At 65.3% G+C, this 13,570-nt stretch carries 14 protein-coding genes; 5 read left to right on the top strand and 9 right to left on the bottom strand.

Going from position 1 to position 13,570, the window contains the following annotated elements; translation table 11 throughout:
- Window positions 1–50: 50 nt before the first annotated feature.
- Window positions 51–656 carry a PadR family transcriptional regulator gene (locus tag GFY24_RS15450; RefSeq protein WP_153805733.1) on the bottom strand — a complete coding sequence of 202 codons (606 nt, stop codon included), beginning with the start codon at window positions 654–656 and terminating at the stop codon, window positions 51–53.
- 126 nt (window positions 657–782) lie between these two features.
- Between GFY24_RS15450 and GFY24_RS15445 the strand changes: the two genes are divergently transcribed.
- Both GFY24_RS15445 and GFY24_RS15440 read left to right on the top strand, forming a co-directional pair.
- Window positions 783–1,238, top strand: coding sequence for a hypothetical protein (locus GFY24_RS15445; protein ID WP_153805732.1), 456 nt, complete (start codon window positions 783–785; stop codon window positions 1,236–1,238).
- Window positions 1,239–1,468: 230 nt separating this feature from the next.
- A complete protein-coding gene (locus GFY24_RS15440; protein WP_153805731.1) occupies window positions 1,469–2,356 on the top strand; it encodes a phenylalanine 4-monooxygenase in 888 nt (295 codons plus the stop codon).
- Here the strand turns inward: GFY24_RS15440 and GFY24_RS15435 are convergent.
- Window positions 2,353–2,970, bottom strand: coding sequence for a TetR family transcriptional regulator (locus tag GFY24_RS15435; protein WP_228566342.1), 618 nt, complete (start codon window positions 2,968–2,970; stop codon window positions 2,353–2,355). The two genes, GFY24_RS15440 and GFY24_RS15435, sit on opposite strands and share 4 nt — an antisense overlap.
- Window positions 2,960–4,474 (bottom strand): MFS transporter, encoded by a 1,515-nt coding sequence (locus GFY24_RS15430; RefSeq protein WP_153805729.1) that lies wholly within the window; start codon window positions 4,472–4,474, stop codon window positions 2,960–2,962. The genes GFY24_RS15435 and GFY24_RS15430 overlap by 11 nt, the downstream gene beginning before the upstream one ends.
- 173 nt (window positions 4,475–4,647) lie before the next feature.
- On the opposite strand from GFY24_RS15430, the gene GFY24_RS15425 reads away from it, so the two are divergent.
- Window positions 4,648–5,316 (top strand): ester cyclase, encoded by a 669-nt coding sequence (locus GFY24_RS15425; RefSeq protein WP_153805728.1) that lies wholly within the window; start codon window positions 4,648–4,650, stop codon window positions 5,314–5,316.
- A gap of 28 nt (window positions 5,317–5,344) precedes the next feature.
- Window positions 5,345–6,676, top strand: a complete 1,332-nt coding sequence (locus tag GFY24_RS15420; RefSeq protein WP_153805727.1) for a D-alanyl-D-alanine carboxypeptidase family protein — start codon at window positions 5,345–5,347, stop codon at window positions 6,674–6,676.
- A 13-nt stretch (window positions 6,677–6,689) separates the two neighbouring features.
- On the opposite strand, the gene yhjD is transcribed toward GFY24_RS15420, so the two are convergent.
- The 3 genes from yhjD to GFY24_RS15405 all read right to left on the bottom strand — a co-directional run bounded on the left by yhjD (window position 6,690) and on the right by GFY24_RS15405 (window position 10,046).
- The gene (gene yhjD, locus GFY24_RS15415) at window positions 6,690–7,703 is read right to left on the bottom strand and encodes an inner membrane protein YhjD (protein WP_309230885.1); all 1,014 of its coding nucleotides are present in this window, start codon (window positions 7,701–7,703) and stop codon (window positions 6,690–6,692) included.
- A 222-nt stretch (window positions 7,704–7,925) separates the two neighbouring features.
- On the bottom strand, window positions 7,926–8,951 hold the full coding sequence (gene trpS, locus GFY24_RS15410; protein WP_153805726.1) for a tryptophan--tRNA ligase: 1,026 nt from the start codon (window positions 8,949–8,951) through the stop codon (window positions 7,926–7,928).
- 162 nt (window positions 8,952–9,113) lie between these two features.
- The gene (locus tag GFY24_RS15405; protein ID WP_153805725.1) at window positions 9,114–10,046 is read right to left on the bottom strand and encodes an oxygenase MpaB family protein; all 933 of its coding nucleotides are present in this window, start codon (window positions 10,044–10,046) and stop codon (window positions 9,114–9,116) included.
- A gap of 116 nt (window positions 10,047–10,162) precedes the next feature.
- On the opposite strand from GFY24_RS15405, the gene GFY24_RS15400 reads away from it, so the two are divergent.
- Entirely contained in the window at window positions 10,163–10,801 is a 639-nt protein-coding gene (locus GFY24_RS15400) for a TetR/AcrR family transcriptional regulator (protein WP_309230884.1), read from the top strand.
- A gap of 54 nt (window positions 10,802–10,855) precedes the next feature.
- On the opposite strand, the gene GFY24_RS15395 is transcribed toward GFY24_RS15400, so the two are convergent.
- The 3 genes from GFY24_RS15395 to GFY24_RS15385 form a co-directional block, all read right to left on the bottom strand.
- Window positions 10,856–12,463, bottom strand: coding sequence for a phospholipase C (locus GFY24_RS15395; protein ID WP_153805723.1), 1,608 nt, complete (start codon window positions 12,461–12,463; stop codon window positions 10,856–10,858).
- A 127-nt stretch (window positions 12,464–12,590) separates the two neighbouring features.
- Window positions 12,591–13,091 (bottom strand): barstar family protein, encoded by a 501-nt coding sequence (locus GFY24_RS15390; protein WP_153805722.1) that lies wholly within the window; start codon window positions 13,089–13,091, stop codon window positions 12,591–12,593.
- Window positions 13,091–13,534: a ribonuclease domain-containing protein gene (locus tag GFY24_RS15385; protein ID WP_153805884.1), complete on the bottom strand. Its 444-nt coding sequence runs from the start codon at window positions 13,532–13,534 to the stop codon at window positions 13,091–13,093. Before GFY24_RS15385 ends, GFY24_RS15390 begins: the two co-directional genes overlap by 1 nt.
- Window positions 13,535–13,570 lie beyond the last annotated feature (36 nt).

Here is a 13,570-nt window from a genome sequence, read left to right as displayed (position 1 = left end):
CTAAGGCCGCCCGCATCTTTCGATGCGGGCGGCCTTTTTTCATGTCCGGATCAGTTGCCCGCGAAGGCCGCCAGGGACTCCCAGGACCAGGTGAAGGTGCCCGCCTCGAGATCCGCGAGAACGCCTTGTAGCCAACGGAGTTCGGCCTCGGCGACGGCGCGCTGATATTCGTCTTCCAGGGTGACTATGCGAGGTAGGCCGATCTGCGCGGATTGCGCTGCGTCCGAGGCTATTTCGGCGATGCGTTCGCGGATGGCCTCCGCTCGCCGTTCGAGTTCGGCCTTGGCCTGGTCCGGGCCGAGCAGCATCAGAAACGACAGTGCCGCAGGGAATTCGGGGAATTCATTGCGCGGTTGCGCGACCATTTCGGTGAGCCAGGTCCGGAAGGCCGTGCGGCCGGTGTCGGTGATCTCGTAGACGGTGCGCTCCGGGTACTGCTGATCGCGTCCGGTTTCGCGCACCGCCACCAGCCCGGCCTCCTGTAGTCGCGCGATGGTCTTGTACAGCGCGGCCCGCTGCCCCACATTCACCACCTTGTCCTTGCCCCACTCCTTTATGCGGCGCTGGATGGCGTAGGGGTGCATCGGCTCCATGTGCAGGATGCCGAGCAGCGCCATCGCCAGGGGCGAGCGTTTGAACTGCGGCGATGCTGTCATGCCCTCATCTTACTGGGTTCCGGACAACTAGATTTCCAATTACTAGTTGCACAGACACTAGTTCATATGCCACTATTGAGGAGCAGGCGAACCCGACCCGCTCCACCAGCTCGAAAGGCACAGATCATGAACACCACCACCCGCATCCACACCGACCACGGCACCACCAAGCGCCTCGGCGACTGGACCGCCGAGAAGCACTCCGAGGTCAAGGCCCGCTACGGCAGCGTCGTCATCGATCTGCGCTCGCCGCTCATCGACGGTGACGACGACATCGTGGTGCACGCCGATCTCGATCACGCCATGGTCAAGCTGCTGGTTCCGGACGACGCGGTCATCGACCAGTCCGAGCTGGAGTGGACCGGTCGCGGCCGGGTCAAGGACTTCACCCGGCAGGCCGGTGCCGCCGGTCGCGTCATCCGCCTGACCGGCGCGGTCAAGAGCGGCGAATTCCGTATCCACCGTGGCGGTATCGCCATCCTGTCGGCGCTGTTCAGCCGCGAATTCGTCGAGGATGCCCGCCAGGCCAACCGCGAGGGCCGCACCCCGACCCTGATCGACCCGGCCAACGCCCCGCGCTGAGCGCTCCACCCATAACCCCGAAGGCCGTCCGCACTGCAATGCGGACGGCCTTCGCCGTGTATCCGGATGTGGTGCAGCCGAATCCGGGGCGCCCGCTACTGCGCGCACTGCTCAGCCGCCCGGGAGCCGCGCACCGTCACAGACCACTCGAGGCCCGCTCAGCTTGGCAATCTGCTCAGTTGGGCGGGCGTTTGTTGTCTGGATCACAGGGGGGGTGCTTGCATCGAGGTATGTTCACCGAGGCTCAGCTGTACTCGCCGGTCACCCAGGGTGCCGACGGCGATGTGGTGGTGCACCTGAGCGACGAGCATCCCGGTGTGCACGATCCGGAGTATCGGGCGCGACGCAATGCGATTGCCGCGCTGGCACTGGATTACCGGCCGGGCACGCCGGTTCCGCGGATCGATTACACCGAGGAAGAGCAGCGGGTGTGGCGGATCGTCTCCGTCGAATTGGCGCGCAAGCGAGAGCAATACGCGAGTGCGGAGGTCATTGCCGCGGCGGAGCGGCTGAATCTGCCGGCCGATCATATTCCACAGCTCGACGAGGTGACCTCGAAGTTGTTCCCGCTCACCGGTTTCCGCTACGCCCCGGCCGCCGGTTTGGTGCCGCTGCGCGAGTTCTTCGGTTCCTTCGCGGAGCGAATCTTCCACTCCACCCAGTACATTCGCCATCATTCGGCCCCGCTGTACACCCCGGAACCGGATGCGGTGCACGAAATCCTGGGCCATGCCAATCAATTGGCGAGTCCGCGCTTCGCCGCCATCTACGAGACGGTCGGCGCGGCGGTCGATCGGCTCACCACCGATCGGGCGCTGAAGTTCCTGGCCGATGTGTTCTGGTTCTCGATGGAGTTCGGCGTGGTGCGCGAGCAGGGTGAAATCCGTTGCTACGGAGCGGGTTTGCTCTCCTCGTTCGGAGAGATCGAGGAGTTCCGCGAGGCGCGCTTACGGCCGTTGGATATTCGGGAGATGGGTACCGCCGTCTACGACATCACGCGCTATCAGCCGATCCTGTACTGCGCGGAGTCCATCGCCGAGATCGAGGATGTGGTGGGCGATTTCTTCGCCACCGTGGATGACGAGGTGGTGGCGGAGCTGACCGGGCAACCGGTCTAGATCCGCATACCGGATTCCAGGAAGGTGACGACCCGGACGATCTGTTCCTGGCTGAACGGCTCACGTCCGATGAGCGCGAACATGGCTCCGGTGAGCGCGCCGACGAGTGCCCGCACCTCGAAATCCTGTTCGTCGCGGTCCAATCGGCGTGCGACGATGCCGGACATGAGGGCGATATTGCGTTCGAATTCGCGGGTCACGGCGCCGCGCAACTCGGGCACCGAGTAGACCAGCGCCACCCGTTCCTTCTCGAATTCGAAAGTCTCCGGGTCGATTTCGGCGAAGGCTTCGATGGTGGCATCGCGAATGGCGGCCAGGATCGGCTTGTCCACGGGTTGGCGGTCGATGGCCTGGATCATTACCGGGTCCAGGTCGTCGGCGAGCACCAGCTCCTCTTTGGAGGGGAAGTACCGGAAGAACGTGCTCGGCGAGACGTCGGCGGCCTCGGCGATCTGCTCGATGGTGGTCTCGGTGTAGCCCTGTTCCCGGAAAAGGCGGAACGCCTCGGTGCGAATGGTGCGCCGAGTGCGTTCCTTCTTCCGTTCCCGCAGGTTCGGCCGGGGCCGTCCTGCGGGTTCTTCGGAAATCACTGCGTGGGTGGACTCAGCCGGCATGAACCGATTGTGCAGCATCGGACTCGGGCTCCGCCCGCACCACCGCCTCACGGGTGAGGATCGCGGCGAGCGCGGTGGCGACGGCGCAGATGGCCGCGCAGACCCAGAGCATGACGCTCATGCCGTCCACGAAGGCGGACTGCACATGGACGAGGATGTCCGGATTGCCGAGTTGCTTGGCCACGCCGACGCCGGCATTGACGCCGTCGGAGATCGGTTCGTGGTTCAAATCGCCCAGGCTGGAACGGTATTGGGTGGACAGGATGGTGCCCAGGATGGCGACGCCGACGGTGCCCGCGGCCTGGCGCAGCGCCTGCAGTAGCGCCGATCCGGAGCCCGCGCGTTCGGCGGGCAGGTCGTCCATGGCCAGGCCCATGGCATTGGGCATGACGAATCCCATACCGACGCCGAGCAGGGTGATCGCGGCGGCGGCGAAGCCGTATCCGCTGTCCAGGGTGATCATCGCGCCCAGGCCGAGACCGATTGCCAGCAGCGCGAATCCGACGGTGAGCACGGTCCGCTTGCCGAGGGCGTGGACGAGTCTCTCCGAGACGCGCGCGCCGACCGCGAGTCCGCCGATGAGCGGCAGCAGGCGCAGTCCACTGCCGAAGGCATCCGCGCCGAGCACCGCTTGGAAGTACTGCGGCATGGTGAAGAACAGGCCGAACATGGCGAAGTTGACCAGGATCATATAGATGGTGCCCCAACGGAATCCGGGTGCGCGGAAGAGTCCGAGATCCACCAGCGGGTGTTCGGTGCGCCGCTGTTGCAGCAGCAGCGCGGCGAAGGCCAGCACGCCGGCGCCGATGGCGGCCCAGGCGAGGCCGTCGCCCCAGCCCTGTTCGCCGCAGCGAATGAATCCGTATGTGAGGCCGAGCATTCCGGCCGCGGACAGCACCACGCCGGGCAGGTCGATGCGGAAGGGGTGTTCGCTGCGGGACTCGGGCACCAGCAAGGCCACGGCGATTGCGCCGACGATGACCAGTGGCACATTGAGCAGGAAGGCCGAGCCCCACCAGAAGTGTTGCAGCAGCCAGCCGCCGACGATGGGTCCGAGCGGCATGCCGATGGCACTGGAGGCGATCCAGACGGTGAGGGCGCGCTGGCGTTCCTGGGGGTCGGGGAAGAGGCCGGGCAGGACCGCCATGGACAGCGGCATCATGGCCGCCGCGCCGATGCCGAGCACCACGCGGGCCGCGATGAGTTGCCCGGAGGTGGCGGCGAAAGCCCCGGCCACAGCGGCGCCACCGAATAGCAGTAGAGCCGCGAGCAGGAACTTCTTGCGGCCGTAGCGGTCGCCGAGGGCGCCCGCGGGGAGCATGAAGGCGGCCAGGGCGAGGGTGTAGGCGCCGCTGAACCACTGCAGCGTGGAGGTGTTCGCGTGCAGGTCGACGGCGAGGGTGGGTAGCGCGACGGTCAGCACGGTGACGTCGAGGCCGATGGTCAGCATGGCGACCGCGAGGGCGCCCAGGGCCAGCCAGCGGCGCACTCCTGGCTCTTTCATGACAGTTCCAATCAGTTGATTCCAACTAGATAATGAAAGCGTCTCTCATTTGCTAGACACTGTCAATGCTTGCCATGTCATGTCGCGACAGCAGCCCGGTGGACTGTTAGCTTCATCCGGTTAGTTTTTGAATTCCCGGATCCCGCAACGGGTCTGGAGATATGAGGCTCGAAATGACCGACCAGGCAACAGAAATCGTCGAAACACCGCTGCACCTGCAGGGTCGCGATGCCGTAATCGCCTCTGCCGCACCGGAAGACTGGCGCGAGGAAGCCCCCGACTACCACCTCAGCGCCACCGTCATGCCCGCCGAACGCACCACCCGGCACGCGCCGGATTCGCTGGAGCACATTGTCGAAGAGCTGGTGAAGGTCTTCGAGATGGAGGTCTCGCACAAGAAGGATCCGGCCAAGTGGGTATCCCTGGTGGCCGAGCACTACCGCGGCCGGGTCAATGGCGGCGAATGGCAGGATGCCGAGGAGTTCGCCAGGGTCGGGTCGTACAACATCCTGATCGGCGAGAACCCGTATTACCCGGGTGGGGAGACCTTCGAGTCCTCGCACGACATCTTCCACACCGCGTTCCCCGGCGGATTCTTCTGGGAGGTCCTCGAGGTACTGGCCGGGCCGCCGACCGTCACCTTCAAGTGGCGGCATTGGGGCCGGTACACCGGCGAGTACAAGGGCCATCAGCCGACCGGTGAGCTGATCGAGATGACCGGTATCACCATCGCCAAGGTCGGTGAGGATCTGCGCATCCTGGAGCTGGAGCACTTCTACGACAACAACAAGCTGCTCGGACCGCTCGCACACGGCTGCCCGGTGACCAAGTCCGACGGATAGCCGGGATGCGCCTTTAAGCTCGTTGGCGATGAGCATCCGCAGGCATTCGCGCCATAACCCCAGTTCCGCCGGGTATCGCCGGTATCGCGTCTTCGTCCTCGCCGCCGCGGCGGCGGGGCTCACTGCGGTCACGGGAGTGTCGTACGCCCCGCTACCCGATGCAGTGGCGCTACCGCCGACCACCACCACGACGACGCCGTTCACCACACCCAATACCGACAATTGCCCGAACAAGACCACTCCCCCGGCCCCGATCGATACCTCCGAGGTGCCCGCGCCGGGCGAGTCCGCGCCCAAACCGCTGCCGATTCCGAATCCGCCGATCGGCGGGGACCGGATGGGTGGTTGCGGGGTGGTGCTGCCTGCGGGCGCACCCGGTCTGCCGGAGGGGATTTCGGCGACGGGCTGGGTGGTGTCTGATCTGGATACCGGCAAGGTGCTCGCGGCCAAGGATCCACACGGCCGGTATCGGCCCGCCTCCACCATCAAGGTGCTGCTGGCCGATGTGGCGCTGCGGACCCTGGATTTGAACAAGGTGGTGGTCGGCACCCAGGAGGATGCCAATGCGGACGGCACCCGGGTCGGTATCGGCCCGGGTGGGCGGTACACCAATCGGCAGCTGTTCCAGGCGCTCGTCATGGCGTCGGGAAATGATGCGGCGCATGCCATTTCGGCGCAGCTGGGCGGGGATGAGGCCACCGTCGCCAAGATGAACGATATGGCACAGCGGTTGCGCGCCTTGGATACTCGCGCGGCCACGCCGTCCGGGCTGGACGGTCCGGGGATGAGCACGTCGGCATACGACCTGTCGGTGTTGTTCCGCGATGCCATGACGCTGCCGTTGTTCGCGGAGTTGATCCACACCGAGCAGGTGGATTTCCCCGGCTATCCGGCCGACCCGAAAAACACTGATGACAAGGATCATCCGGGTTATCCGATCGGCAACGACAATCATCTGTTGTTCGAGTACGACGGTGCGCTGGGCGGTAAGACCGGGTACACCGACGATGCCCGGCAGACCTTCGTGGCGGGTGCCGAGCGCAATGGGCATCGACTGGCGGTGACGCTGTTGAAGGCCGATGTGCTGCCGTTCCGGCCGTGGGAGCAGGCGGCCAAACTGCTGGATTACGCCCTCGCGCTGCCGTCGGGTGCGAGTGTCGGGAATCTGCCCGAGGTGAGCGCCAAATCGGTGGATTCGACTGTGGTGGTGGCGAGTCCGCCGGTGGTGGCCTCGACCGAGGCGTCCGATGATTCCGGTTCGGACCATCGCGGGCTGCGCAATATCTTGATTGCCGGTGGCGTCATTCTGGTGCTCGTACTGCTGGCGGGTGCGCGTCGAATGAATCGTCCCAGGCGTTGATCCCGCAATAGATTCAGCGTCGGCGCAGCGCCGAAATCGCCGCTCCGGCAAGCGCTCCCGCACCCAGCAGGGCCGCCGCCGCACCGGTCGTGATCCCCGGGCCCGCGCCCCGGGGTTCGATAATGGCCGGTGCGGGCGGCGGAATATCCACCGGCACATCGTTTTCGGTGGCGGTTGCGGCCCAAGCGGTGGCGAAGAGAATGATTCGCGCGGTGAAGTAGCTGAAGACCATGAGGCCGATAATGGGTCCGAAGGTCACGCCTGCCGGGCCGTTCACCACCGATTTCAGCACGACCGAGGCGAGTTGTTTGAAGCCTTCGAAGACGATGGCGGCGAAGAGTGCCGCCCGCGCCGCGCTGCGGAAGGTGACCGGATACCGAGGCATGCGCGCGATAATCCAGACGAAGACGGCCCAGTTCGCGCCGATGGCGAGCACTAGCGACAGCAGCGTCAACAACAGTGTGACAAACGAGGATTCGCTGATATGCCAGCGCGTCAGTAGTTTGCTGATGAGTCCGCTGGAGGCCAGGACGGAGAGTCCGAGCGAGACCCCGATCGCCAGGAACAAGCCGATGAGCGCCAGCAGATCCGAGAGTTTGGTGACCGCCCAATTGCGCGGTTTGTACGGTTGTTCCCACTGTTCGGTGAGCGCGGCCCGCAGGTTCCCGATCCAGCCGAGCCCGGCGTACGCGCCCGCCGCCAAACCGATCGCGCCGACGCCGGCCCGCGAACGCACGGCCTGCTGAATCAGATCGTTGATCTGGTCGCCCGCCGCGCCGGGAAGATTCTGGACGATCTTGTCCTGAATATCGGTGAGCAGCTGCGGATTTCGCGACAACACGAAACCGGCCACCGCGAAACCCACCATCAGCAGCGGAAACAGCGACAGCACAGTGAAATACGTAATGCCCGCTGCGTAGTAGTCGCCGCGCTGGCGTTGATAGCGCCCACCGGCGCGCACCAGATGATCGAGCCAATGCCGCCGCTGGATCTCATGCTCGATCCGGGCCTTGATACCGCCGAACACCGCCACCTCCGCAACGCCCGGCGCACGGTATGGGACCTCGGGCGTCGTCCGGTCCCATACCCGCGCCTGAGTTTCTACTGGCGAACTACCTCGTGTACGCGGAGGTAAACATATTCGCCCTGGTCAGGCGTTAACTCTCGCACCTCCCGGCACGCGGGCACGGGAACCGGGCTGCGCGTCGGCCGAATCGCGACCCGCACCACAGCGGGTCGCGGTGTGACATCAGCGCGGCAGGAAGCCGACGCGGTCGTAGACCTGGGCGAGGGTCTGGCTCGCGACCTCGCGGGCCCGTTCCGCACCGGCGGCCAGGATGCGGTCCAGTTCGCCCTGGTCGGACATGTATTCGTCGACCTTGGCGCGCAGCGGCGTGACGAATTCGACGAGGGCGTCGGAGGTATCGGATTTCAGGTCGCCGTAACCCTTGCCCGCGTAATCCTGTTCCAGGGTGACGATGGGGGTCTGGGTGAGCGAGCTGAGGATAACCAGAAGATTGCTGACGCCCGGCTTGGTCTCCACGTCGTAGCGGATCTCGCGTTCGGTATCGGTGACCGCGGAGCGGATCTTCTTGGCCGAGACCTTGGGATCGTCCAGCAGATTGAGGATGCCCGCATCGGAGGAGGCGGACTTGCTCATCTTGGACGTCGGATCCTGCAGGTCGTAGATCTTGGCGGTGCCGGTGACGATATGCGCCTCGGGCACCACGAAGGTCTTCTTGTAGCGAGTGTTGAAGCGCTGCGCCAGGTTTCGGGTCAGCTCCAGGTGCTGACGCTGATCCTCACCGACCGGTACCAGCTGCGGGCGGTAGAGCAGGATATCCGCGGCCATGAGCACCGGGTAGGTAAACAGGCCGACGGTCGCGTTCTCCGCGCCCTGTTTGACCGACTTGTCCTTGAACTGGGTCATCCGGCTGGCCTCGCCGAAACCGGTGAGGCAGCTCAGCACCCAGGTCAGCTCGGCATGCTCGGGCACCTGACTCTGCACGAACAGGGTCGACTTCTTCGGGTCGACGCCGACGGCCAGCAGCTGCGCCGCGGAGACCTTGATGCGCCTGCGCAGTTCCTTGGGGTCCTGCGGCACGGTGATGGCGTGCAGGTCCGGGATGAAGTAGAAGGCGTCGTAGTCGTCCTGCAACCCGACCCAATACTGCACCGCGCCAAGGTAATTACCGAAGTGGAACGAATCGCTGGTCGGCTGGATCCCGGACAGGACCCGCTGCTTGCGCTCGGCGGTGGGCTCAGGGCTCGACATGCTCCGATCCTCCCACGCCGCTCAAGCTCTATTTAATTTGCCTCCGCTGCGCTCCGGCGGTTCGCGGCCCCCGAAGCCCCGTTTCTTCCCTCCCTCCGCTCCTCCGCTTCGCTCCCCCGCTCCACTCAGTCCAGAAACGGGGCGGGCCGCGAACTCGAGGGGTCAGCTCACGCGAGATGCCTGCGGCAAGGGGTCGACGCCCGGCATGATCGATTGCCCGGCGGCGATGAGTCGCTGTTCGCGGCGGGTGGCGAGCCGGTACAGCGGATAGCTGGGTCCGGTCAGCGAGCCGCGCAGCAATTTCGGGGCGAGCGGCGGTGAGAAGTGCGCGGTGCGGACCGCTCGGGCGAGGCCGCGGCAGGCGAGTTCTTCGCGCAGGCCCCAGTTCAGGCCGTACATTTCGCGGATGCGCGGCGGGAGGCTGCTCTGGACGAGCAGGTTGAAACCGCCCAGGGCCTGTTGGACCGGTATGGGCATGGGATGCGCGATGCGCTGTCCAATGAGATAGGAGCCGACCAGTTTGGCTTCTTCGGTGAGGAAGGGTTCACCGGAGGCGAGGTAGCCGTCGAAGTAGCGGCGGAATTCGGCGTATTCGGCGGGTGCGGCCTCGCGCGGCATGCCGAAGAGTTCACCCCAGCGGCAATAGTCCTGATAGAGGCCCTCGCGTTCGCCCGGGGTGAGTTTGCGGACCAGCAGATCGTGCATGACCTCGGCGGAGTCGAAGGTGAAGGCCATGGTCATGAACATCAGCTGCGGATCGTGCGCGGAGTAGCGGGTGCCCTGCGGATTGTGCGTGCCCGCGTCCTCGGGGAGTGCGCCCTGCACGGGTGCGTGCCGCTTGCGGGTGAAGCTGCGCGCCCGGTCGGCCTCCTCGCGGGTGCCGAGTGAGACGGCTTCGAAGAGCCTGCCGGTCAAGGCGAGTCGCGTATACGGGGTGGTTCGATGCTGGGTGTTCTCGGCGGTGCCGACGTAGAGCAGCGGGTGTACGGCCCCGATGACCAGGGCGCGCTGCCCGTAGGTGAGCCCTACCGCGCGCTTGCGCATGACCCGTCTGATCATCGAATCGTCGGAGAAGTAACCGGACTGTGCAGGCATCGTTGCCTCCTGGGGCGGTGTGTGGCCCGAGCCACGTCATCTGGAAATAGATTCCCCCAGAATCACAATTCTGGCAAGACCTACCACCAGAATTGCCGCCATGTGAGAATCAACCCGTGACCGGGCAACGGACCTATGGCGGTATCTCCGCGGCGGAACGCCGCGCCCAGCGCCGCACCACCCTGCTCGATGCCGCCCTCGACATCCTCGGTACCCAGGGCCTGGACAGACTCACCGTCTCCGCCCTGTGCGCGGGCGCGGGCCTCAATGAGCGCTACTACTACGAGAACTTCGACAGCCGCGACGCGGTGCTCTCCGCATTGTTCGACACCATTGCCGAAGAGTTGGCCGCCGCCCTGATCACCGCGGTCCACACGGCCGCCGACACTCCCCGCGCCAAGGCACACGCCGCCATCACCGCAGGCATCGAACTGCTCACCGATGATCCTCGAAAAGCCCACGTGGCCTTGATAGTCAGCTCGGCGACCCCCGAACTCCGCACCCGCACAGTCCACACCACCAGAGCCTTCGCCAATCTCGTTGCGGCAGAAGGCATCGACTTCTACGGCCTCACCGAATCCGACCCCAACCCCGTCATCAGTTTCCGCGCGACATATCTGGTGGGCGGCCTGGTTCAGACGCTCACCACCTGGCTGCAGGGCGACCTCCCCCTTACCCGCGATGAGCTGATCGACCACACCACAGATGTTTTCGTCCTCCTCGGCGAGGACCTGGCCGCGCGCCTGCGGAGTTAGCCCGAAACGCACAGTGCCCCCGGCGAATTCACCGGGGGCACTGTTACGCGGCGATCAGTTCTTCGCGCCGGTCCTGGGGTCCAGGAGCAGGGTGGGCTGGTTGGCCTTGAAGTCGAACATGGGGTCCAGGGCGCCGGCGCGCTCGTCGTAGGAGTCGTTGCCGATGCGGCCGGTCTTCCAGTTGTCTTCGATGAATCGCAGGATGGAGGACTGGTCGGTGACCGAGTGGTCCACGAAATTCGGCTTGGCGTAAGGGGATACGACGAGCAGGGGCAGGCGGGGGCCGTAACCGCAGCGGCCCTGGAATTGCGCGGGCTTGTCGGCGGTACCGCAGACGCCGGGACCGTTGAGGGCGTCCTCGGCCGAGATTGAGGAGAGTCCGGCGGGGGCGGACTTGTGGTCGTACCAGCCGTCGGAGTCGTCGTAGGCGATGACTACCGCGGTGTCCTTCCAATCCGGGAGCTGCTGCAGGTGGTTGATGGTCTCGACCAGGAATTGCTGCTCGTCCAGGGGATCGGAGTAGGCGGCGTGGCCGTCCTGGTAGCCGGGGGCCTTGAGGTAGCTGACGGCGGGCAGGTGGCTGGCGTCGGCGGCGGCCCAGAAATCGGTCAGGTCGTACTGGTGGTTGGCCTGATCGGTTTGGCCGATCTTGTCCACGGCGGACGGCGGCAGGTGGTGCGGGTTGGCGGTGGAGGCGTAGTACTGGAAGGGCTCGTGGTGCGGGATGTAATCGCCCTTGGTGTCGAATGCCTTGTCACCGGTTTTGCCGGTACCGCCCAGGGCCACACCGACATTGTGGGTGGCGCCGCAGACCGCCTTGCCGTCCTTGGTTTCGGTGGGTTTGAAGCCGCCCTGGAAGAAGCCCCAGCTGATGTTCTTCTGGTTCAGCAGGTCACCGATATTGGTGCCGGTGAGCTGTACCTGATCGCGGCTGGAGCAGTCGTCGCCGAACGGCTGCGGATCACCGATGATGGTGCCCTGCCCGCCGCCCGCGTTGTCGAGCACCTCACCCTCGGTGAAGGGTTTGCCGTCGGGCATGAATTCCTTTGTGACACCGTGGGTCTGGCCGGAGACCAGGTTTACCGCGCCGGGCGTGGACGGCCCGAAGGTGGTGTTGTAGGAGTTGTCGCTCATGGCAAAGTGCTGCGCGTAATTCCACAGCGCGGTAACGGAATTGCCGTCATAGTAGTCCATCACCAGGCCGGGTACGCCGAAGGTCGGCGGCTTACAGGCGGCGACCTCGGTGTGTTCGACGAACTGGTCCATCTTGCCGCCGTTGAACGCGGCCTGTTCGTCCTTGTACTCGTGGTCCTGATCGCAGGTCACCTGCTGGGCCGGACCGCCGAGTCGCTGCGGCTGGAACTTGTTGGGGTTCTTGGTCAGTAGGTCCGCGGTGAGTCCGTCCACCGCAGGCGTATTCGGCAGCGCCGTGAACTGGGTGCCGTCGGTATTGGCGGCCTTGGGGTAGGTGCCGAAGTAGTGGTCGAAGGAGACGTTCTCCTGGAAGATCACCACGAGATGTTTGATCGGGGTCGTGGTCTCCGCGGCCGAATTGCCGTCCGAGGAGCCGGAACACGCGGTCGCGGTGAGCGCCAGCAGTGCGGTGCAGGCGGCTGCGGCACGAGTCCGCCGGACGATGCGTCGGCGAGCCGAGGCATACATGGGACCTCCCAGTGTTCGGATCGCGAAGTTCGACGATCGCGTTAGCGTGACCATGTCAGCGCCTGTCACACACAGGTGTTCGGGGGGATGAAGCGGCGGGGAAACTCCGGTTAACCCCGCCTGTCCATCAGCTGTGAGTCGGCTGCGAGAGCAGTGCGACCGCATCGATTCCGCCCGGCGCGGCATCCTGCAGGATCACCCGCAGCGCGGTCCCCTTACCGGACCAGTGCGCGGCGGCATCGGTCATGGCCTCGCCGAACCATTCGCGCTCGCCGGGCTGATCCGCAAGCAGCAGTGCGGCATTGCGCACCACCACCACGTATCCCGAAGCCGGGCCGACGAACTCGTCCAGATCCCGCAGGCATTCATCGAAGGCGTCCTTGTTCTGCCCGAAGTAGTACGGGAACTGGAACGCCGCCGCGAACTCATCGAAAACCTCTGCGACCGTGCGCATCTTGCGCCCCCGCAACTCACGGGAGAGATAGTCGTCGGGCAATTGCTCACGCACACCGGAGAATTCGGCCGCCCCCACCGGCAGCACCCCCAGCACCGGAGTCGCGGACTTACCCGCCACCTCGGAAACACTTGCGACGGAGAGGAACTGCGAGAGCGTCATAGCCTCGGTCATCAGCGCATCCTCGTAAAGGTGTTGTAGTGATCCCCGGTGTAAAAAGCCGACCCGTCACTCCCGGTGATAATCCGCTCGGCATCCCGCCCCTGCCCAGCCTTCTTGGGATTGACATCCCACTCCTGATAACTGATCTTCTTCCCGCCCGAATCCTTAGCGGGAAGATCCCCACCCCGATTCATCCAGGTATCCCCACCATGCGTCCCAGGCGCATTAGCGGACCCCGGCCACCGCCCGGCATCAATCTCCACTAGCGTCTGATACGCCCGATCAGGCACCCCGGGCGCCCGGGTAACCTGCTGATCCACCACCCCGGGCACGGTCGTCCGCGGCCCGGGTTTGACTGCGGTAGTGGTCTTTCCGGCCACAGTCGAGGCAACAGTCTGGTTCGAGCTGGTGGTGGTATGCCCGCCGCGCGAGAGCAGCACCGCGGCCAGCACCATGACCAGCGCCCCGCTTAGGACAAGCCAAGCACGAGT

It is taken from the genome of Nocardia sp. SYP-A9097, from assembly GCF_009649815.1.
Lineage (GTDB): Bacteria > Actinomycetota > Actinomycetes > Mycobacteriales > Mycobacteriaceae > Nocardia.
The sequence above is the reverse complement of the archived record's forward strand: the minus strand, read 5'-3'. Positions and strand labels throughout refer to the sequence as shown.

Excerpts from the sequence above, each read along its gene's own strand:
- GFY24_RS15445 (WP_153805732.1), top strand. The coding sequence starts at position 783 with ATGAACACCACCACCCGCATCCACACCGACCACGGCACCACCAAGCGC.
- GFY24_RS15405 (WP_153805725.1), bottom strand. The coding sequence starts at position 10,046 with ATGCCTGCACAGTCCGGTTACTTCTCCGACGATTCGATGATCAGACGG.
- GFY24_RS15420 (WP_153805727.1), top strand. The coding sequence starts at position 5,345 with ATGAGCATCCGCAGGCATTCGCGCCATAACCCCAGTTCCGCCGGGTAT.
- GFY24_RS15395 (WP_153805723.1), bottom strand. The coding sequence starts at position 12,463 with ATGTATGCCTCGGCTCGCCGACGCATCGTCCGGCGGACTCGTGCCGCA.
- GFY24_RS15425 (WP_153805728.1), top strand. The coding sequence starts at position 4,648 with ATGACCGACCAGGCAACAGAAATCGTCGAAACACCGCTGCACCTGCAG.
- GFY24_RS15385 (WP_153805884.1), bottom strand. The coding sequence starts at position 13,534 with ATGGTGCTGGCCGCGGTGCTGCTCTCGCGCGGCGGGCATACCACCACC.
- GFY24_RS15435 (WP_228566342.1), bottom strand. The coding sequence starts at position 2,970 with ATGCCGGCTGAGTCCACCCACGCAGTGATTTCCGAAGAACCCGCAGGA.
- trpS (WP_153805726.1), bottom strand. The coding sequence starts at position 8,951 with ATGTCGAGCCCTGAGCCCACCGCCGAGCGCAAGCAGCGGGTCCTGTCC.
- GFY24_RS15390 (WP_153805722.1), bottom strand. The coding sequence starts at position 13,091 with ATGACCGAGGCTATGACGCTCTCGCAGTTCCTCTCCGTCGCAAGTGTT.
- GFY24_RS15440 (WP_153805731.1), top strand. The coding sequence starts at position 1,469 with ATGTTCACCGAGGCTCAGCTGTACTCGCCGGTCACCCAGGGTGCCGAC.
- GFY24_RS15450 (WP_153805733.1), bottom strand. The coding sequence starts at position 656 with ATGACAGCATCGCCGCAGTTCAAACGCTCGCCCCTGGCGATGGCGCTG.
- GFY24_RS15430 (WP_153805729.1), bottom strand. The coding sequence starts at position 4,474 with ATGAAAGAGCCAGGAGTGCGCCGCTGGCTGGCCCTGGGCGCCCTCGCG.